Annotated in this window: 13 protein-coding genes and 2 pseudogenes; 2 read left to right on the top strand and 13 right to left on the bottom strand. The window is 69.1% G+C overall.

Going from position 1 to position 19,501, the window contains the following annotated elements; translation table 11 throughout:
- Window positions 1-41: 41 nt before the first annotated feature.
- From JM949_RS02285 to JM949_RS38930, 3 genes are all read right to left on the bottom strand, one after another.
- The gene (locus JM949_RS02285) at window positions 42-1,025 is read right to left on the bottom strand and encodes a TolB-like translocation protein (RefSeq protein ID WP_203146794.1); all 984 of its coding nucleotides are present in this window, start codon (window positions 1,023-1,025) and stop codon (window positions 42-44) included.
- Entirely contained in the window at window positions 1,022-2,308 is a 1,287-nt protein-coding gene (locus JM949_RS02280; protein ID WP_203146793.1) for an MFS transporter, read from the bottom strand. Before JM949_RS02280 ends, JM949_RS02285 begins: the two co-directional genes overlap by 4 nt.
- 118 nt (window positions 2,309-2,426) lie before the next feature.
- A complete protein-coding gene (locus JM949_RS38930) occupies window positions 2,427-2,642 on the bottom strand; it encodes a hypothetical protein (RefSeq protein ID WP_309231962.1) in 216 nt (71 codons plus the stop codon).
- Between JM949_RS38930 and JM949_RS36275 the strand changes: the two are divergent.
- Both JM949_RS36275 and JM949_RS02275 read left to right on the top strand, forming a co-directional pair.
- Window positions 2,551-3,006: pseudogene (locus JM949_RS36275) on the top strand (CBM96 family carbohydrate-binding protein); the annotation flags it as partial. The gene JM949_RS38930 and the pseudogene JM949_RS36275 overlap by 92 nt on opposite strands.
- Before the next feature lie 71 nt (window positions 3,007-3,077).
- Window positions 3,078-3,899, top strand: a complete 822-nt coding sequence (locus tag JM949_RS02275) for a metallophosphoesterase family protein (protein ID WP_309231961.1) — start codon at window positions 3,078-3,080, stop codon at window positions 3,897-3,899.
- A 273-nt stretch (window positions 3,900-4,172) separates the two neighbouring features.
- Here the strand turns inward: JM949_RS02275 and mmsB are convergent, their stop codons facing one another.
- The 10 genes and pseudogenes from mmsB to JM949_RS02225 all read right to left on the bottom strand — a co-directional run bounded on the left by mmsB (window position 4,173) and on the right by JM949_RS02225 (window position 19,361).
- Window positions 4,173-5,423: a multiple monosaccharide ABC transporter permease gene (gene mmsB, locus JM949_RS02270; RefSeq protein ID WP_203146792.1), complete on the bottom strand. Its 1,251-nt coding sequence runs from the start codon at window positions 5,421-5,423 to the stop codon at window positions 4,173-4,175.
- Window positions 5,420-6,958: a multiple monosaccharide ABC transporter ATP-binding protein gene (gene mmsA, locus JM949_RS02265; protein WP_203146791.1), complete on the bottom strand. Its 1,539-nt coding sequence runs from the start codon at window positions 6,956-6,958 to the stop codon at window positions 5,420-5,422. The genes mmsB and mmsA overlap by 4 nt, the downstream gene beginning before the upstream one ends.
- Before the next feature lie 79 nt (window positions 6,959-7,037).
- Window positions 7,038-8,180, bottom strand: a complete 1,143-nt coding sequence (chvE, locus tag JM949_RS02260) for a multiple monosaccharide ABC transporter substrate-binding protein (RefSeq protein ID WP_203146790.1) — start codon at window positions 8,178-8,180, stop codon at window positions 7,038-7,040.
- 302 nt (window positions 8,181-8,482) lie between these two features.
- Entirely contained in the window at window positions 8,483-10,129 is a 1,647-nt protein-coding gene (locus JM949_RS02255) for a glycoside hydrolase family 27 protein (protein WP_203146789.1), read from the bottom strand.
- Between the two features lie 284 nt (window positions 10,130-10,413).
- Window positions 10,414-11,400, bottom strand: a complete 987-nt coding sequence (locus JM949_RS02250; RefSeq protein ID WP_203146788.1) for a LacI family DNA-binding transcriptional regulator — start codon at window positions 11,398-11,400, stop codon at window positions 10,414-10,416.
- A gap of 394 nt (window positions 11,401-11,794) precedes the next feature.
- A complete protein-coding gene (locus tag JM949_RS02245; protein ID WP_203146787.1) occupies window positions 11,795-13,900 on the bottom strand; it encodes a family 43 glycosylhydrolase in 2,106 nt (701 codons plus the stop codon).
- 338 nt (window positions 13,901-14,238) lie between these two features.
- Window positions 14,239-15,741 carry an L-arabinose isomerase gene (gene araA, locus JM949_RS02240; protein WP_203146786.1) on the bottom strand — a complete coding sequence of 501 codons (1,503 nt, stop codon included), beginning with the start codon at window positions 15,739-15,741 and terminating at the stop codon, window positions 14,239-14,241.
- Between the two features lie 26 nt (window positions 15,742-15,767).
- Window positions 15,768-16,757, bottom strand: coding sequence for a galactofuranose ABC transporter, permease protein YjfF (yjfF, locus tag JM949_RS02235; RefSeq protein ID WP_203146785.1), 990 nt, complete (start codon window positions 16,755-16,757; stop codon window positions 15,768-15,770).
- A pseudogene (locus JM949_RS02230) lies at window positions 16,754-17,823 on the bottom strand (ABC transporter permease). Before JM949_RS02230 ends, yjfF begins: the two are co-directional and overlap by 4 nt.
- Complete coding sequence (locus tag JM949_RS02225) at window positions 17,820-19,361, bottom strand: sugar ABC transporter ATP-binding protein (RefSeq protein ID WP_203146784.1); 1,542 nt, start codon at window positions 19,359-19,361, stop codon at window positions 17,820-17,822. Before JM949_RS02225 ends, JM949_RS02230 begins: the two are co-directional and overlap by 4 nt.
- Window positions 19,362-19,501: the final 140 nt, after the last annotated feature.

Below are 19,501 nucleotides of genomic sequence, written 5' to 3'. Positions count from 1 at the left end.
CCAAGGCGGTCAGGTGTCCTGGCCGCCGGGCGTCGTGGGCCTCAGGTGAGCGGGGACGGCGACTCGGCGCCGGGGATCAGCAGCTTCGGTGCGCCGGATCCGTCCGCCGGAACACTCCAGACGTCGGGCTGACCGTCGTCCTTACGCAGCGTGTAGGCCAGCGCGCCGCCGTCCAGCCAGGCGGCCTGGTCGTCGACGCTTGCGGTCTCGGCCGTCGCGGTGACGCGCATGGTCGCCAGGTCGAGGACGGACAGCCGCCAGCCCTTTGCCGGGTCGGCGTCGATCGCCTCCTTGAACGCGATCCGGGTGCCGTCGGGCGACAGCGACGGGCACTCCACGTTCTCCTTCAGCGTCCGCACCGTACGGGCGGCGAGATCACCTTGGACCAGGTATCGCTTCCCAGCTGTCGACATGGTCGCGTAGAAGCGGTTGTCGTCGGCGGTGAAGGTGACGCCCCAGTAGTTGACGTCCGGGTTGCGGTAGCCGCGGCCGTCCCGGGTGATCGCGAACTCCTCCAGCGAGGCCACCGTGGCGCCGGTGGTGGTGTCGAGGATCCCGGTGCGGGTGGAGAAGCCACTGGAGGTGTAGGAGTCGCCACCGACGAACGTCGTCCAGGAGACCATCCGCCCGGAGGCCGAGACCCGGGCCCGGTTCGGCAGACCGGGCACGTTCACCGCCCGGGTCTCGCGCAGCGCGGCGTCGAGCACCACGACCTGGTACGACCAGGCGGTCTCCGGCTTCAGGCAGACGCCGGTGCCGGCGGCCGCGTACACCCGCAGGCATTCCAGGCCGGAGACGGTGCGCGAGCCGGCGGGGTCGGTCGTGGCGACGGTGGAGAGGTGCCGATCGGTGATCGCCAGCAGGCGTGGGCCGGGTGCCAGGGTGACCGCCTGCTCGCCGCCGACCGGCGGCGTCGTCCGGTCCGGTTCGGCCGCCATGGCCACGTAGCCGGCCGCCGCGCTGCCCAGCAGCACGGTTGCGGTGACCACCACGGCGAGCTTCGCTCGGGTCGACATCGCGGTCATCGGGGCGCCTTCCGGGTGGTGAGTCGGGTGGGGTGGGCCAGCAGGAGCAGGGTGCCGACCAGGACGCCGGCCACGGCCACGGCCGCCGCGCGGATCGCGTTCTCCGGGCCCCACGCCTGCCAGGCGAGACCGAACAGGACGGACGAGACGAGGTACGCCAGCGCCTGCCCGGTCTGCACCAACGCGATACCGGTGGTCCGCACCCGCGCCGGCAGCACCGGTCCGGCGAGCGCGATGAGCACGCCGTCGGTGGCCGCGTAGAACGCGCCGTACAGCGTCAGGGTCAGGGCGATCAGCGGCCAGCCCTCGACCGGGCCGGCCAGCAGCAGGTACGTCGCACCGAGGGCGGTGTAGCCGCCGATCACCACGGGCAGCCGGCCGATCCGGTCGGCGAGCACGCCGAGCGGGGCGGCGAGCACCAGGTAGGCGAGGCTGGTCCCGACGGCGAGCAGCGGAAACCAGCGCAGGCCGAGGTCTTCCCGGCGTTGCAGCAGCAGGTAGACGAAGCCGTCGCCGATGGTGGCCAGCCCGAGCATCGCCGCGGCCAGCACCAGTCGGCGGGCGGGTCCGGCGCGGAACAGGCCGAGCGCCTCGCGGACGGAGACCTTCGGCTCGTCGGGGCGCTCCGCCGGCTCGCCGGGCGCGTGTTCCCGGACGAAGAGGACGAGCACCACGACGGCCAGGGCCGCGACGCAGAAGCTGGTGACGAAGACCGCGTCGTAGGACTGCCCGACGACCAGCAGGACCGCGAACGCCGCGAGCGGCCCGAGGAAGGCCCCGACGCTGTCCATCGCCCGGTGCACCCCGAACGCCCGACCCAGCGCCTCGGGTGGGGTGGAGAGCGTGATCAGCGCGTCGCGCGGTGCGCTGCGGACACCCTTGCCGAGCCGGTCGACGGCGATGACGGCGCCGATCGCCGGCACCGACCGACCGGCGAGCAGCAGGCCGAGTTTCGCGACCGCCGAGAGCGTGTAGCCGACGCCGGCGACCAGCTTGCGCCGCCGGAACCGGTCGGCGACGAAACCACCGACGACGCGCAGCAGTGCTGTCGCGCCGGTGTGGACGCCGTCGAGCACCCCGAAGGCCACCGGGCTGAGGTGCAGTCCCAGGACCAGGTAGAGCGGCAGGACCGCGGCCACCATCTCGGCCGAGACGTCGGTGATCAGACTGACCGTGCCGAGCGCGACGACGTTGCCGCTGACCAGGGCGAGCCGTCGACGCCGTGGCCCGGGTCCGGGTGGCTCGGCGACCGGCCGGGAGACGGTCGACAGGTACACGCGCATCTCCTCGGGTCGGTAGCTGACGGTCAGCCATCGTGGCGACTGGGCGCGGTGGCGACAAGGGCACCTCGGAGGCGGGCAGGCGTGCGTCAGGTGAACAGGTGACAAACATCGAGATGTTTCACTGCCTGAGCGTACTGTTCATATGACCGTGGCCCGCCGGACCGTCGACTCTCCTACATTCCTTGCGCTCTTCCCACGATGTGAAGGAGTCCTGGATGGACATTCGATTCCCTCGTCCGTCGGTGACGCTGGGGGTGGCCACGGTGGTCCTCGCCGCGACCGCCGCCGTCGTGACCGGCGCCGGCACGGCGTCGGCGGCGAGCGTGACGTTCACGCCCGTCGCCGACACCTACGTGCAGAACGACACCGCCGCCACCAACTACGGCACCGCGACGCAGGTCGTGGTCGACAACTCACCGGCGCGCCGCGCGTTCCTGCGCTTCACCGTGAGCGGCGTCAGCGGCACCGTGACCAGCGCCAAGCTGCGGCTGCGCACGATCAGCGGCAACAGCGGCAGCGACGCCGGCGGCACGTTCCGCCGGATGTCCAACACGACGTGGTCGGAGACCGGGACCACCTGGAACAACCAGCCGGCCATCGACGGAGCCACACTCGGCACGATCGGGGCGGTCAGCGGCAACACCTGGTACGAGGTCGACGTCACCTCCGCCGTCACCGGCAACGGCACGTACAGCTTCGGTGCCACCTCGGCCAGCGGCGACGGCGCCTACTACGACACCCGCGAGAGCGCGCCGACGCCCCGCAACTGGTGGTCACCACCGGCACCACCACGCCGCCCCCGTCGGGCGACCCGGTGTTCGTCGGCGCGGGCGACATCGCCGACTCCGGCTCCGGCGACAGCGCCACCGCGGCGCTGCTCGACACCATTCCGGGGACGGTCTTCACCACCGGCGACAACGTCTACGACAGCGGCACCGCCTCGCAGTTCAACAGCTACTACGAGCCCACCTGGGGTCGGCACAAGAGCCGCACCCGCCCGTCGCCGGGCAACCACGACTACAACACGTCGGGCGCGACCGGCTACTACAACTACTTCGGTACGTCCGCCGGCCCGAGCGGCCGCGGCTACTACTCGTTCGACCTCGGCAACTGGCACGTCGTGTCGCTGAACTCGAACATCAGCATGTCGGCCGGCTCGACGCAGGAGCAGTGGCTGCGCGCCGACCTGGCCGCCAGCAGCAAGCCGTGCACGATCGCGTACTGGCACCACCCGCTCTTCACCTCCAGCTCCAACCACGCGCCGTCGACCTCGACCCGCCCGCTGTACCAGGCGCTCTACGACTACAACGCCGACGTGGTGGTGTGGGGGCACAACCACGTGTACGAGCGGTTCGCGCCGATGAACCCGTCCGGCGGAGCCGACGCCAGCCGGGGTCTGCGCAGCTTCGTGGCCGGGATGGGCGGCGCGGGCCACTACGGCTTCGGCACCATCCAGCCCAACAGCGAAGCGCGTAACAGCTCGGCCTGGGGCGTGCTGAAGTTCACCCTGCACTCCGGCAGCTACGACTGGCAGTTCGTGCCGGTCGCCGGGCAGAGCTACACCGACAGCGGCACCGGCAACTGCCACTGACCGCCCGATCGATCCCGCTGCACCCTGCGGGGTGCAGCGGGATTCCCCTTCGCCGCGGCGCGGGGTGCTTCCCACCGCGCCGCGGCGTCGAGCCCTTGGCTCCGGTGCGGCTCCCTGTAGAGCTGCCCCACATGTGGGGCAGCCCTACAGCACCGCGAGAGGTGAGGTCCGAGTCGAGCGTGGCACCCAGCCTGCGGCGCGGGGCCACCGCCGAACGCCAGTGTGCCCCCGCCCGTCGAACGGGCAGGGGCACACTGGCGGCTTGCCGGGACGTCAGCGGGCCGTGCCGGCCCGGCGCTTGTTGTAGACGTCGAAGGCGACCGCGACGAGCAGGACGAGGCCCTTCACCACCGACTGGGTCGACTGGTCGATGCCCATCAGCTGCATGCCGTTGCTCATCACCGCCATGATCAGACCACCGACCATCGCACCCACCACGGTGCCCACGCCGCCGGTGACCGCCGCCCCGCCGATGAAGGCCGCGGCGATCGCGTCCAACTCGAACATGTTGCCGGCGGCGGGCTGGGCGCCGTTGGACCGCGACGAGTAGATGACGCCGGCCACCGCCGCCAGGAAGCCCATGTTGACGAACATCCAGAAGTTGACGGTGCGGACCTTGACCCCGGACAGCGCCGCCGCCGACAGGTTGCCGCCGATCGCGTAGACCTGGCGACCGAAGACGGTACGCCGGGTGAGCAGGCCGTAGACCAGCACCAGGAACGCCAGGATGATCAGCACGATCGGCAGCCCTCGGGCGTGCGCCAACTGCCAGGCGAAGTACATGATGACCGCGCCGACCAGCACGACCCGGGCGACGAACAGCGGGAAGGACTCGACGGGCTGCTGGTAGCGGATCCGCGCCACCCGGGTGCGGAAGCCACTGACCGCGTACCCGGCGACGGCGATGGCGCCGATCAGCAACGTGAAGGCGTCGAACCCGTTTCCACCGAGCAGGCCGTTGAGGAAGCCCGCCGCGACCTTCTGGTACTCGGCCGGGAACGGCGACAGCGAGATGTTGTCGAGCACCCGCAGGGTGAGTCCCCGGAACAGCAGCATGCCGGCCAGGGTCACGATGAAGGCCGGGATGCCGGCGTACGCCACCCAGAAGCCGTGCCACGCGCCGACCGCGACGCCCACGACCAGCGCCGCCAGCACGCCGATCCACCACGGGTGACCCTGCTGGATCACCAGGACGGCGGAGACCGCTCCGGTCAACGCGACCACCGACCCGACCGACAGGTCGATGTGCCCACCGATGATCAGGATGACCATCCCGATCGCGAGCACCAGGATGTACGAGTACTGGAGAACGATGTTGGTGATGTTGCCGGGGCTCAGCAACACCCCGTCGGTCAGGACCGCGAAGAGCGCGACGATGACGACCAGGGCGACGTAGATCCCGCTCTGCCGCAGGTTGTTCAACACCAGCGCCCGCAGGTCACTCGTCCCGCTGTGCAGGGCGGCGGCGGGTGTGCTGTCCGAGGGCGTCGGACGCTCCGTCGAAGAGGTCTTGATGCTTGTCATCCGACGAGCTCCTTGTCCTTGGTCATCAGCTCCATGAGGCTCTCCTGAGTCGCCTCGGCCACCGGCATCTCACCGGTGATCCGGCCTGCGGCGAGGGTGTAGATGCGGTCGCACATCCCGAGCAGCTCCGGCAGCTCGGAGGAGATGACGATCACCGCCTTGCCGGCGGCCACCAGCCGATTGATGATGGTGTAAATCTCGTACTTGGCGCCGACGTCGATGCCCCGGGTGGGTTCGTCGAGGATCAGCACGTCCGGGTCGGTGAACAGCCACTTCGACAGCACGACCTTCTGCTGGTTGCCGCCGGAGAGCTTGCCGACCACCGCCATGACGCTGGGCGTCCGGATGTTCATCTCCTGGCGGCTCGCCTCGGCGACCTTGATCTCCTCGTTGCCGTTCACCCAGCCGAGCCGGGACAGCCGGTCCAACGCGGCGGCGGACACGTTGCGCCGCACGTCGTCGATGAGGTTGAGGCCGTAGCGTTTGCGGTCCTCGGTGACGTAGGCGATGCCGTTGTCGATCGCCTCGGCGACGGTGCGCGCGTGCACCTCGCGTCCCTTGACGAAGAGCCGGCCTCGGATGTCGCGCCCGTAGGACCGACCGAACACACTCATCGCCAGCTCGGTCCGGCCGGCGCCCATCAGACCCGCGATGCCGACGACCTCACCGGCGCGCACGGACAGGTTGACGCCCTCGACGACCATCCGCTCCTGGACCGGGTGTCGTACCGTCCAGTCCTCGATCCGCAGGACCTCCTCGCCCGGCGACGACTCGCGGTCGGGATAGAAGCTGTCCAGGTCGCGTCCGACCATGCCCCGGATGATCCGCTGCTGGGTCACCTCGTTGGACCTCATGTCGAGGGTCTCGACCGAGCGTCCGTCCCGGATGACGGTGGTCGAGTCGGCGATGGCGGTGATCTCGTTGAGCTTGTGCGAGATCATGATGCAGGTGATGCCCTGCTCCTTGAGTGCCCGCAACAGGTCGAGCAGGTGAGCCGAGTCGACGTCGTTGAGCGCGGCGGTCGGCTCGTCCAGGATCAGCAGACGCACCTTCTTCGACAGCGCCTTGGCGATCTCGACCAGCTGCTGCTTGCCGACGCCGAGCTGGATGACCGGGGTGACGGGGTTCTCGTGCAGCCCGACCGACGCCAGCAGCTTTCCCGCCTCGGCGTTGGCCAGGTTCCAGTCGATGAGGCCGCCGCGACCGCGCCGCTCGTTGCCGAGGAAGATGTTCTCCGCGATCGACAGGTACGGCACCAGGGCGAGCTCCTGGTGGATGATGACGATGCCGTTGGCCTCGCTGTCCCGGATGCCACGGAACTGCATCGGCTTGCCGTCGAAGAGGATCTCGCCGTCGTACGAGCCGGACGGGTGGACGCCGGACAGCACCTTCATCAGGGTGGACTTGCCGGCGCCGTTCTCCCCGCAGATGGCGTGGATCTCCCCGCGGCGCACGGCGAGGCTGACGTCCTCCAGCGCGGTCACGCCGGGGAAGGTCTTGGTGATGCGACGCATCTCGAGGATGGTGTCATCCATGGTCACTGTCCTCCGGTCAGGTCTGGACGCGGTCCGCCCAGACGTCGGGCCCGGCGGTGACCGCCGGGCGACGATTGGCTTACTTCTTGGCCTGACCGGCGGCGACCTCTTCCGCCGTCCAGTAGCCGGAGTCGATCAGCGCGGTCTTGATGTCGTCCTTGTAGACAGTGACGATCGGCAGCAGGAACGCCGGGACGACCTTGACGCCGTTGTTGTACGTCTGCGTGTCGTTGGCCTGCGGCTGCTTCTTCTGCAGGAACGCCTCGGCGGCGTTCACGGCCTGCTCGGCCAGCAGCCGGGTGTCCTTGAAGACGGTGCAGGTCTGCACCCCGTCGTTGATCAGCTTGATCGACGCGATCTCCGCGTCCTGGCCGGTCACCGCCGGGAGCTTCTTGGCGGCGCTGCCGTAGCCGGCGTTCTGCAGGGCGGTGATGATGCCCCGGGAGATGCCGTCGTACGGGGAGAGCACGCCGTCGACCTTCGAGCCGTCGTTGTAGCTGGAGGTGAGCAGGTCCTCCATGCGCTTCTGCGCGGTCTCCTGCTGCCAGCGCAGGGTGGCCACCTGCTCGATGGTGGTCTGCTTGGACTTGACCCGCAGGGTCCCGTTGTCGATGAACGGCTTCAGGGTCTCCATCGCGCCACCGAAGAAGAACTGGGTGTTGTTGTCGTCGAGCGAGCCGGCGAACAGCTCGATGTTGAACGGGCCCTTCGCCGTACCCTTCGAGCCGTCCTTGTTCTGCAGGCCGAGGCCGACGAGCAGCCCGGTGGCCTGGGCGACGCCGACCTTGTAGTTGTCGAAGCTGACGTAGAAGTCGACGTTCTTGCTGCCCCGGATCAACCGGTCGTACGCGATGACCGGGATCTTCGCGTCAGCGGCGGCCTGCAGCTGGCTGCTGAGCGCCGTGCCGTCGATCGCCGCGACGACCAGGACGTCCGCGCCCCGGGTGATCATCTGGTCGACCTGCTGCGACTGGGTGGGGATGTCGTCGCCGGCGTACTGGAGGTCGACCTTGTAGCCCTTCGCCTCCAGCTTCGACTTCACCGCGTTACCGTCGGCGATCCAGCGCTCCGACGTCTGGGTCGGCATCGACACGCCGATGGTCAGGTCGCCGGGCTTGTCACTGTCGGTGTTGCCACCGCTACCCGCTCCCTCACCACTGCACGCCGCCAGGCTCAACGCCAGTGCCGCGCTGCCGAGAGCAACCAGGAATCTCCTGCCCACGGGGTTCTCCTCTCTTGGACTCCCCCGCCGACTGCCGGGGCCAACTGTCATCTTTCGGGTAGTGTTAGCGCTCACATAGATTGCGTCAACACCTGGCCGGTAATACCGGTGTCACGGTCTCGTAACGGCGCATCCAGGCGAGCGTAGTCATGTGATCGATCCGCCGGAAGGGCGGGAGGTGACGACTCGGCGTCATCGTCGCGTTGCCGGACAGGCTGGTGCCCGCGGACGACGGCGGTCATCCGCGGGCACCAGCATTCAGGTGGACTGCCGCGACCTGGCCGGCCGCGGAGCCCGGGCAGCTACCGTCGTGACCACCGCTGGTTCGCCGCACCGGTGCAGGTCCAGAGGATCACCGTGGTGCCGTTGGCCGTGCCGTTGTTGTTGACGTCCAGGCAGAGGCCGGACTGCACGCCGCTGATCGTGCCGTTGGCGTTGCTGGTCCACTGCTGGTTGGCGGCGCCGTTGCAGTCCCAGATCTGCACCTTGGACCCGGCCGTCGCGTTCGTGGGCGCGTCCAGGCACTTGCCGAGGGCCTGCAGGGCCTGACCGTTGGCGGTCCAGCTCTGGTTGGCGGCGCCGTTGCAGTCCCAGATCACCGGCTGGGTGCCGTTTGTCGTGTTGCTGTTCGGGACGTCCAGGCAACGGCCGGAGGCGACGCTGGCGAGGGCGCCCGACGTGGTCGGCGGCGGGGTCGTGGTGCCGCCACCGCTGACCCGGTACACCACAGTGCCGTGCGCCGGGACGCTGGCGCTGATGGCCCCGCTGCTGGAGCTGGTGGCCCCGGTCCACGACTCCACCAGGGTGAACGACGAGCCGGACTTGCCGACGGCGGCGGCGGTGGTCGAGATCGTCGTGGTCGAGGAGCCCTGGTTGAACAGGGCGACGGCGACGTCACCGTTGGCGAGCCGCTTGGCCAGCACCCGGCGGGTGCCGTCGAACGAGACCTGCGACGCCTGCAACCCGAGCGAGTCCTGGTTGATCGCGATCAGGCGGGAGTTCTTGAGAATGGTCTGCGTCGCGGCGTCCATGTTGCGGACGTCGTTGCCGGCGATCAGCGGCGACGCCATGATCGCCCACATCGCGAAGTGGCTACGCATCTCCGTGTCGTTCATGCCGCCGCGGCCGATCTCCATCATGTCCGGGTCGTTGAACCCACCCGGCCGCGCGTACGACGTCAGCGGAACGGTGACGTTGATGATGTTCTGGATCCCCATCGGGTAGCCGTTGGTCTGGCCGGTGTCCCACTTGTTCGTGATGTCCTCGGTGGTGCGCCACATGTTCGCCACATCGCCCCAGTTGCGCTGCGGGCCGGTCTTGGCGTGGATGCTGTTCGAGTTGATGCTGTAGACGATCGGTCGACCGGTGGCGGCCAGCGCGTCCCGCATCTTGGCGAAGGTGGTCACCTGGTCGGTGATGCTGCCCTCCGGGGAGCACCAGTCGTACTTGAGGAAGTCGACGCCCCAGGCGGCGAACTGCCGGGCGTCCTGGGCCTCGTGGCCGCGGCTACCGGTCGCGCCCGGGTAGGAGCCGAAGTACTGCGCGCAGGTCTTGTCGACCGGCACCTGGTACAGACCGAACTTCAGGCCCCGGGCGTGCAGGTAGTCGCCGAGCGCCTTCATTCCGCTGGGGAACCGGGTCGGGTCTCCCTGAATGTTGCCCGAGCTGTCCCGGTTCGGGTTGAACCAGCAGTCGTCGACGACGACGTACTGGTAACCCAGGTCGCGCATCCCGCTGCTGACGATCGCGTCCGCGCTCTGCCGGATCAGCGCCTCGTTGATGTTGCAGCCGAACGAGTTCCACGAATTCCAGCCCATCGGGGGAGTGCGGGCCACGCCGTTCTCCAACGCCTGGGCGACCGGGGCGCGGAGGCCGACCAGGGTGCCGGCCAGCAGCAGTCCGGCCGCCAGCACGCTCCCCCATCGACGACCTCGGGTGATGCGGTTCATCGAGCCTCCTTGTTGGTGGCGCCCGCCCGTGATGACGATCGCTGGTCAGCAGGCTGATAGCTGGACGCCAATTTTTGTTAGCGTTAACAGAGACGTCAGTCATGTTACGGCGACATTTCACGAGGTTCAATAGCTTCCCGACGTCATATCACCACGCGTCGATATCGCGCCCCCGGCGCGCCATCGAGTCGCGTCTTATCAGTCAGGAAACGGAGCATCGACATGCACTGATGACAGCGGCGGGCAGCTCGCACACCCGGCGGCGTCGCCGGTGTGACCGACCGTCAGCGACGCGGTGGGCCGACGCTCTCGCGGGCGACGAGGGCCGGCGCGACGGTCTGCCGCAGCGCCCCGCCGGTGCCCGACTCGATCTGGGTCAGCAGCATCTGCAGGCTCGCCCGCGCCACCGCGTCGAAGTCCGGCCGGACGGTGGTCAGCGGGGGGATGAAGTATGCCGCCTCCGGCACGTCGTCGAAGCCGACCACGCTGATGTCGTGCGGCACCCGCCGACCGAACTCGTGCAACGCCCGCAGCACACCGAGCGCGAGGTGGTCGTTGGCGGTGAAGACGGCGGTGACCTCGGGCATGCGCGCCAACATCTGCCCGGACCGGTAACCCGAGGCCGCGGACCAGTCCCCCGGCATCGGTGGCGGCGGCTCCAGCCCGGCGGCCAGCAGTGCCTGCCGCCAGCCGTCGATCCGCCCGACGCTGTCGAACCAGTCGGACGGCCCGGAGACGTGCCAGACGGTGCGGTGGCCGGCGTCGAGCAGATGCTGCGTCGCCGCCCGTGCACCCGCCACCTGGTCGACAGTCACCAGGGGCACCGGCCGGCTCGGGTCGCCGTCGACAGTGACCAGCGGGACGTCCTTCGGCAGGCGTTCCAACGCCTCACCGGCCGACTCGACCGGCGCGATGACCACGATGCCGGCGACCCGGTGCGACAGGTGCCGCTCAACCGCCGCCGAGATCGAGCGGTGGTCCAGGTTCCGCACGCTGCCGACGCTGACCGCGAAGCCCTCCTCCGCGGCGGTCTGCTCCAGCGCCGCCAGCAGCGACGCCGGACCGTAGAGCGTCGTGTTCTGCGCCACCACCCCGATGACCTGCGATCGGCCGGTCACCAGCGCGCGTGCCGCGCCGTTGGGGCGGTAGCCGAGTTCGGCGATCGCCGCCCGCACCCGAAGCCGGGTCTGCTCACGGACGTTGGGGTGCCCGTTGAGCACCCGCGACACGGTTTGATGGGAGACACCGGCGAGACGGGCGACGTCCGTCATCGCGGGACCGTGGACGGCCATTTCGCTCCCCCCGCTACGTCTCCGGCCCGCGGCCCGGTCGACGTCGACTGGAGCGGCCCGGCCCGATCCCCCTCGCTCAGTCACCACGCCGGTGCTGAATCCCAGGTGACCAGCGCTGGATCGCCGACAGTCTACGCCAGCAACAGCCCCGAATAGGGCACGGCACTGCCGGGACCGGGCAATGCGCCGGAGTCGTGCAACACAGTTCCCGCGCCGAGTGCCGGTCCGGTCGGGCCGACACCGGCCCACCCCCCGCTCCTGGACAGAGCGGGGGGCAGGCCGGCGGGGACGGCAGCCGGTGGTGCGGGCTCGCGGCGACGGCAGGCGTACGCCGCCCACGCCACCGGTCAACTCGACAGTTGTGTGACTGGTGTCACGGTGTGGTCAGATCGAACCGCCGCACGGTGACCGCGCCACCGAGCGCCTGGGTGGCGTGGTTGAAGATGGCGAAGCGGTAGCCCATGAAGAACTGCCAGTTGTTCGCCAGCGTCAGGGCGTTGCCGAACGAGGTGAAGTTGACCCCGTCCGTGCTGTACGAGAAGCGGGCCTGTCGGCCGGATCCGGGTCTGATGTCGGCGTTGGCGCGCAGCCAGATCCGGCCCCCGGAGACGGCGGTGCTCGCCACCTCGCTGCCGGTGCTCGTGGTGTTCCAACTGCCGTCCATCGTGAGACCGTTCTGCATGACCAGACGGGTGGCCCCGTTGTCCCGCCGAACTCCGATCCAGGCGGACGAGTTGCGCAGCACCGCCAGACCGGTGCGGTCACCGTCGCGCATGGTGGAGTAGTCCAGCTCGATGGTGGCGGTCGAGGTGGGCCCCTGGATGCGGTGGGTCAGGGTGTTGCGCGCCTTGTACAGATCCCCGGTGACGGTGGCGGTCTGCAGGTTGAGCCCGTTGTTGACCGACCACTTGCTGTTGTCCGGGTTGTGGTTCCACTCCCACTGCGGGCCCAGCGTGGTGCCGGCGAAGGTGTCGGTGCCGGTGAGCGGCTTGACCGCCCGGGGCGGCGCCGGCAGGTTCGGCTTCGGGTACGAGCTGCCCCACGTGCCGTTGACCGTCTGCAACACGGGCCAACCGTCGCCGGTCCAGGTGATCGGCGCCAGGGCCGGCATCCGACCACCGGGGTACGCGTCGACGAAGGACATGTAGTACCAGTCGCCGTTCTGGGTCTGCACCAGCCCGCCCTGGTGTGGCACACCGCCGCCGGAGATCGGGCCGGGCAGGTTGAGCAGGACCTGACGCTGCTCGTACGGGCCGAACGGACCGTTCGTCGACTTCAGCACGTACTGGCCGTTGGCCGGGCGGGTGAGCCAGATGTAGTAGGCGCCGTTGCGCTTGTAGAAGCGGGCGCCCTCCAGCGTCCCGATGCTCGACGGCGTCTGGTACACCTGCTGGGCGCGGACCTGGGACTTCCCGTCAGCGGACAGCTGGGCCACGCTGATGGTGCCGTTGCCGTACGCCACGTACATGGTGTCGTTGTCGTCGATCAGCATCCCGGCGTCGTAGTAGCAGTTCGGGATGGTGGTGTGCTTGCTCCACGCGCCGTCGACGGCGGACGCGGTGTAGATGTGGGTCTGCGCGAAGTCAATGCACCCGGCCCAGTAGTACGTCCGGTTGCTCGGCCGGTAGTTCAACGTCGACGCCCAGATCCCGTCGACGTACGCGTTGCCGCCGTTCATGTCGTACTTCGACCCGAAGTCCAGGCGCGGTACGGAGTGCCCGGCGAACTCCCAGTTCACCAGGTCGTAGGAGCGCAGCACCGGCGCGCCCGGCGAGTAGTGCATGGTGGACGCCGACAGGTAGTAGGCGTTGTCGACCCGGATGATGTCGACGTCCGCGAAGTCCTGCCAGATTGCCGGGTTCGAGAAGGTGCCGTTCGACGGGGGCGGCGTGGTGGGGTCGGTGCCGCCGTCGACGCGGACGAGCTGCCACTGCTGGTTGGTGCCGCTCCAGTCGTCGTACTGCACGATGTTGCCGCCGTCGGCGGTCGAGGCGCCCTGCACCTCCATCACCTTGTTGCTGTTCCGGTTGATCAGCCGGACGTAGCCGCTGTCCGAGTCGGCCAACCGGAACTGCTGGTTGGTGCCGTTGGTGTCGCTCCACTGCACGATGCTGGCGCCGTTGGCGGTCGAGAAGCCCGAGACGTCCAACACCTTGCCGGACAGCCGCGACTTCAACCGGTAGTAGCCACCACCGGAGTCGACGAACTGCCACTGCTGCTGGTTGCCATTGTTGCGGGTCCACTGCGTGATCCGCGCACCGTCGTTGGTCGCCAGGTTGTACACGTCCAGGGCCTTGCCGCTGTTGCGGTTCACCAACACGTACCAGGCACTGGTGTCGACAGTCGCCGCTGACGCGGGCGCCGCGGCGACGGCTGCGGCCGCGCCACCGACCACCAGTGTCATCGCGGCGACAGCAAGTCTCGACAGCCACCCGCGCCGACGTGGCGCACCCCGGGGAACCCGACCGATGGAAAGCATGATCCTCCTCTGCTGACGCGAACCGAGCGATCTGGGTCGGCGTCCGCGGCACCGGGCGGGGCACCGAGCTGACCGAGGTCCGACCATGTGATCGCTAACACCGCCAGCCCGACAGTCGCGACGCTGAGCTGCCGCAACCGAGAGAGGTGGAACGCGCGCGTGGCCGGACAGCCAGAGACATCGACCATCTTGGCTATAGACTGTGAGCGATAACATGCTGTTAGTCAAGCCGTAACACGGCCGCCGCGCGGCACGCCGGTAGCACGCGCGAACGGGTGGTCCACCCCGCCGCAGGCAGGGATGGACCACCCGGGTCGAGCGCGATCAGGCCGCGCGGGTCAGAAGCCGCGAGCCAGCCGGTGGTAGGCCTGGTTCCACCGCAGCTCGTCGGCGAAGCGGCGGGGCTCCGTGTCGGCGTCGATGACCACGAGTTCGGTGCGGCTCATCTCGGCCAGGTCGTGCAGCTCCTCCACGCCCACCGCCTGGGAGAGCACGGTGTGGTGCGGTGCGCCCGCGGTGATCCACGCCTCGGCCGACACCGGCAGGTCGGGTCGCGGCCGCCAGACCGCCCGGGCCACCGGCAGCCGGCGCAGCGGCTGCGGCGGGGACACCACGTCGATCTCGTTGGCGACGAGCCGGAAGCGCTCCCCCATGTCGGCCAGCCCCAGCACCACAGCCGGGCCGGGTGCGGCGTCGAACACCAGCCGGACCGGGTCCTCCCGGCCACCGATGCTCAGCGGGTGGATCTCCACCTTGGGCACGTCGGACGCGATGGTCGGGCAGACCTCGAGCATGTGGGCGCCGAGCACCAGTTCCTCACCCGGGGTGAGGTCGTAGGTGTAGTCCTCCATGAACGACGTGCCGCCGTCCACGCCCACCGACATCGACTTGAGGGTGTGCACCAAAACTGAGGTCTTCCAGTCACCCTCACCACCGAAGCCGTAGCCGTCGGCCATCAACCGCTGGACGGCGATGCCCGGCAGCTGACGCAGCCCGCCGAGGTCCTCGAAGTTCGTGGTGAACGCCCGGAACCCGCCCGCGTCCAGGAACGCCCGCATGCCCAGCTCCAGGCGTGCGGCGTAGCGCAGCGAGTCGTGCCGCTCGCCCCCGGAGAGCAGCTCGCCGACGATGCGGTAGGTGTCCTCGTACTCCTTCACCAGGTCGTCCACCTGCGCGTCGGTGACCTCGCCGACCACCTCGACCAGGTCGTTGACGCCGTAGGTGTTGACCGAGACCCCGAAGCGCAGCTCCGCCTCGACCTTGTCGCCCTCGGTCACCGCGACGTCGCGCATGTTGTCACCGAAGCGGGCCAGCCGCAGCGACCGCATCGCCGACCAGCCCAGCGCGGCACGCGCCCACGCCCCGACCCGAGCGGCCACCCGCGGGTCGCTGACGTGGCCGGCCACCGTCTTGCGGGCCACCCCAAGACGGGTCTGGATGTACCCGAACTCGCGGTCGCCGTGGGCGGCCTGGTTCAGGTTCATGAAGTCCATGTCGATGTCGTTCCAGGGCAACAGAACGTTGGCCTGGGTGTGCAGGTGCAGCAGCGGCGTCTGCAGCGCGTCCAGACCCGAGATCCACATCTTCGCCGGTGAGAACGTGTGCATCCAGGCGATGACCCCGATCGCGCCCTGGGCGGCGGCGTCCCGGCAGACCTGCAGGATCTCGCCGCTGTTGGTCAGGACGGGCTTCCAGACCACTCGGGCGGGAATCTGCGGTGAGTCGTCGAGTGCGGCCGCGATCTGACGGGACTGCTCGGCCACCTGGCGGAGCGTCTCCTCGCCGTACATGCCTTGGCTGCCGGTGAGGAACCAGATCTCGGGTGCGGTGTGTGGTGCCATGGGGTTGCCTTCCGCGAGAGGGGCGGTCACTTGTAACGAATTCCGATGAGGCGCTGGAGAAGGATGAACGCGAAGAGCAGGCCGCCAATCACGATCTTGGTCCACCAGGAGTTGAGGCTCCCGTCGAAGGTGATGAGGGTCTGGATCACGCCCAGGACCAGGACGCCGAGCACCGTGCCGAAGACGTAGCCGGCACCTCCGGTGAGCACCGTGCCACCGATGACGACGGCGGCGATGACGTCCAGCTCCATCCCCACCGCGATCAGCGGAGCGCCGGAGAGGGTGTAGAAGGACAGCAGGATGCCGCCGATCGCCGAGCACAGACCACTGATCGTGTAGACGGCGATCCGGGTGCGACCCACCGGCAGACCCATCAGCAGCGCCGACTGCGGGTTGCCGCCGATGGCGTACACGTTGCGCCCCAGCCGGGTGTAGGCCAGCGTGTACGCGGCGACGGCGACCACGGCGAAGGCGATCAGCACGCTGATCGACACGAAGTTGCCGGCGGGGTTGCCGATCCGCTCCTGCGACATCGAGGTCCAGAACCCGTCGGTGATCGGGATCGACGCGCCGGAGATGAACGTGCACATGCCCCGGGCGAAGAACATCCCGGCGAGCGTCACGATGAACGGCTGGATCTCGAAGAAATGGATGGCGCAACCCATCAGCAGGCCGAGCGTGGGGCCGATGAGCAGGGCGATGACCAGCACCAGCGCCGCCGGCATGCCGTTCTGCAGCAGCGCGGCCGACACCATCGCCGTCATCGCGACCACCGAGCCCACCGACAGGTCGATGCCGCCGGTGAGGATCACGAAGGTCATGCCCACCGCGACCACGAGCAGGAAGCCGTTGTCGATGAAGACGTTGAAGATGACCTGCACGTTGGAGAACGCCGTGTACTGGGACACACCGATGCCGTACATCACCAGCAGCAGCGCGAGCGTCGCCAGCACCGGTATCTGCCGCCTCGGCAGTCGGAACCGGGTCCGAGGGGCGGTGAGCGATCCAGTGGTCATGCCGGCACCTGCTCCTTCGGCTTGTCGGCGATGGCGACGGGCGGCGGGGTGCCGCGCCTGCGGCGGCGGAACCGGGCCCGGAAGGCCGGCGCCTGGATGAGGCAGACGGCGATGACGACGACCGCCTTGAACAGCAGCGACGTCTGCGGCGAGATGTTCATGGCGTACACCGTGGTGGTCAGGGTCTGGATGATCAGCGCACCGATGATCGTGCCACTGAGGAAGAACCGGCCGCCCGCGAGGGACGTGCCGCCGATGACGACCGCGAGGATCGCGTCCAGCTCCACCCAGAGACCGGCCGCGTTGCCGTCGGCGCTGGACACGTTCGCGGTCATCATGAAGCCGGCCACCGCGGCGCACGCGGCGCTGACCACGTAGACGAGGAACACCACCCGGCCGGAGCGAATGCCCGCCAACCGGCTGGCCTCGGAGTTACCGCCCACCGACTCGACGATCATGCCGAGCGCGGTCCGCCTGGTGAACGCGGCGACGAGCAGGGCCGCGGCGAGGGCGATGAAGATGGCCAGCGGCAGGGTCAGCGCGTGACCCAGGCCGATCGCCCGGTACGGCTCGGAGTTGATGGTGATGATCTGACCCTCGGTGACCAGCTGGGCGAGGCCCCGACCGGCCACCATCAGGATCAGGGTGGCGATAATCGGTTGGATACCGATCACTGCCACCAGCACCCCGTTCCAGGCGCCGAGCACCAGCGAGACGCCCATCGCCATCGCGAGGGCGGTCAGCACCACGCCGAGGCTGTTCTGGTCGGGCTGCTTGCTGATGTACATGCAGGCGATCGCGCGCTGATCGCGCAGAGCGAGCCGACCGAGAGGTCGATGCCGCCGGTGGAGATGACCAGGGTCATGCCCAGTGCTACGAGGATCAGCGGCGCGCTCAGCCGCAGGATGTCGATCGGCGTGCCGTACAGGTGCCCGTCCTTGAGCTCGATGGACAGGAACCCGGGCCGATAGATGGTGTTCGCGGCGAGCATGACGAACAGCACGGCGGCGGGCCAGAACAGCCGGTGACCGATCATCGTCCGGTAGCGGCTCGTGGTGTCGCTCATCGGTCTGCCTCCTCCCGGTGAGATCCGCTGGCGATGGTCTGCATGATGCGGTCGGCGTCCAGGCTGTCGTCGTTGGCGAGCTGCGCCACCATCTGCCGGTCCCGCATCACCGCCACCTTGTGACTGAGCCGCAGCACCTCCTCCAGCTCGGCGGAGATGAACAGCACCGCCATGCCACCGTCGGACAGCTGCGCCACCAGCTTCTGGATCTCGGTCTTCGCGCCGATGTCGATGCCCCGGGTCGGCTCGTCCAGGATCAGCAGCCGCGGCTCGGTGATCAGCCAGCGGGCCAGGAGCACCTTCTGCTGGTTGCCGCCGGAGAGGTTCCGGACCGGCGCCTCCGGGTCCGCCGGCCGGATGTTGAGCGCCTTGATGTACTTGTCGACCAGCTCGTCCTGACGACGACGCGGAATGGGCCGCAGCCAGCCGCGGGCCGCCTGCATGGCCAGGATCATGTTCTCCCGCACCGACAGGTCGGCGACGATGCCCTCGGCGCGGCGGTTCTCGGAACAGAAGCCGACACCGTGGTCGATGGCCTGGGCGGGGGTGCGCAGGCTGCTCGCCGTGCCGTCGATGGCGACCTGTCCACCGTCGGTCCGATCGGCGCCGAACAACAACCGCGCGACCTCGGTACGCCCGGAGCCCAGCAGGCCGGCCAGGCCCACCACCTCGCCGGAGTGGATGGTGAGACTGAACGGCTCGACAGCGCCCGCGCGGGAGAAGTTCGACACCGCCACCAGCGGGGTGCCCTCCTCCAGCGCGGCCAGGTCCCGACGGGCGTGCTCCTCGATGCCCTCCAGGACGTCGAGCTCCTTGCCGATCATCTTCTCCACCAGGGAGAGCTGGGGCAGCTCGGCGGTGAGGTACTCGCCGACGAGCCCGCCGTTGCGCAGCACGGTGATCCGGTCAGCGATCTCGTAGACCTGGTCGAGGAAGTGGGTCACGAACAGGATGGCGATGCCCTCGTCGCGCAGTTGCCGCATGATGCGGAACAACTGCGCCACCTCACCGGCGTCGAGGCTGGAGGTCGGCTCGTCCAGGATCAGCACCCGGGCCTGGATGTCGATCGCGCGGGCGATGGCGACCATCTGCTGGATCGCCAGCGAGTACGAGCCGAGCGGCGCGCTGACGTCGAGGTCGAGGTCGAGGCGGGCCAGCAGGGCCCGGGCGCGGCGGCGGACCTCAGCCCAGCGGACGGCGCCGAGACGCCGGGGCTCACGGCCGATGAAGATGTTCTCCGCGACCGAGAGGTTGGTGCAGAGGTTGACCTCCTGGAAAACGGTGCTCACCCCGGCGGCGGTCGCCTGCATCGGCCCGGTGAACGACACCGGCTCGTCGGCGAGGGTGATCGTGCCCGCGTCGGTGTCGTAGACGCCGGTCAGCACCTTGATGAGGGTGGACTTGCCGGCGCCGTTCTCGCCCATCAGGGCGTGCACCTCGCCGGGAAAGAGCCGGAAGTTGACGTCGTGGAGTGCGCGCACCCCGGGGAAGGACTTGCTGATCCCGGTCATCGTCAGGACCGGACGGCTATCCGTCATCCCATCAGACCTCTTCTGGGTCGTCGACACGGAAGGGCCGCGACGCCCCCGCGACCTCCGCCGCTCGTCCCTGCGGGTCGCTCGGCGGGGGTGTTGCGGGATGGTCGCGGGCCAGGCCCGGTCCGTTGTGGGTAAGGAAA

It is taken from the genome of Micromonospora tarensis (assembly GCF_016803395.1).
GTDB classification, from domain to species: domain Bacteria; phylum Actinomycetota; class Actinomycetes; order Mycobacteriales; family Micromonosporaceae; genus Micromonospora; species Micromonospora tarensis.
This window is presented reverse-complemented; position numbering and strand designations above follow the sequence as displayed.